The sequence below is a fragment of the Streptomyces sp. NPDC031274 genome (assembly GCF_055570235.1).
In genome coordinates this window covers 1-1,016 of record NZ_JBVIHP010000512.1, presented here as the reverse complement: position 1 = coordinate 1,016, position 1,016 = coordinate 1, and the positions used below count along the sequence as shown (strand labels likewise).

The 1,016-nt window shown below is 69.8% G+C and carries 1 protein-coding gene and 1 pseudogene; both read right to left on the bottom strand.

Features of this window, described 5'->3' with window-relative positions; genetic code table 11:
- A pseudogene (locus ACZ5CR_RS47580) lies at nucleotides 1–198 on the bottom strand (hypothetical protein); the annotation flags it as partial.
- A 14-nt stretch (nucleotides 199–212) separates the two neighbouring features.
- On the bottom strand, nucleotides 213–1,016 hold an 804-nt coding region (locus tag ACZ5CR_RS47575), incomplete at its 5' end, for a hypothetical protein (RefSeq protein WP_468870318.1).

The window sequence follows — 1,016 nt, the reverse complement described above, 5'->3', positions numbered from 1 at the left end:
GCCACCGGAACGGGGCGCTGACGGCGTCGGATTGCCAGCATTCAGCAGCGTGGCAAGTGTGGTGGCGTCGGCCTCCAGTTCCTCCGCCGTAGTGCCGCGCAGGCGCACGGCATGTTCAGGCGCCAGGCCGGCGGCCAGGCCTGCGCGGAGACGGGCAAGTTCGGTGAGCGCGCTGTCCCGCTCTTCCTCTGGGGTCATGTCTGTGGTCCTCGTCAGTCGATGTACGGCCGCGGGTCGCGACCGGTGCCAAGGGGCTTGAATGTGCGCTCAGGGGCGACGCGCGGGGTGTAGTCGACGAGCGGGCCGCGATCGTCGTAAGCGACGGGCTCCGTCGACGCCGCAACTTGCGTCGCCAGGTCGTCGAAGGACTCGGGTACGTACGCGGCCCCGGAACGTGCGAGCCACGCCAGGTATTCGATGGAGTAGGTGCGCGAACGCATCACGTCCAGGAGGTGCGCGGGGACGTCGGCAATCCGGGTGTTGCGTACTTCGCCGTGTCCTTGTCCGCGCCATCCGCGCATGCGGGCCCGCTCGTCCTCACTCGATACGGCGTGAAGGACAGGCCATTGGGCGTCTCGCACGTTGCGGAAGTCGCTCAGAAGCGCTGTGAGCCGCTTCCAGGCATCCAGGGCATCCGCGCCAGCGTCGATGGCCTGCTCGGCCGTCGTGACGTCGCCCAGGGCCGCACTGGCGTCCTTCGCGGCTGAGAGGATCTCCGTCAGGCGCGTGCCCAGGTGCGCGAGCACGTCGGGCGCCAGGGCGTCGCGCGTGTCCTCCGCGGCGTGCTTGAGTTCGTCCTCCGCGCGCTTCAGCGCGACGAGTTCGGCCTCCCACGCCACAGCGTCGGCGTGGTCCTTCGTGGCTCGCTTGGTGAAGTCTGTGGGCCATCTGCCGGTATCCCGGAACGTCGCCACGGCGTCGCCCTGGAGGGCCGCCAGTGCCTCCGTGGGCGTCTTCCCGCGGGGAAAGTTGCGGCGCAGCCTTACGGCGGCGTCGTAGCGCTCTTGCGCCTTCGC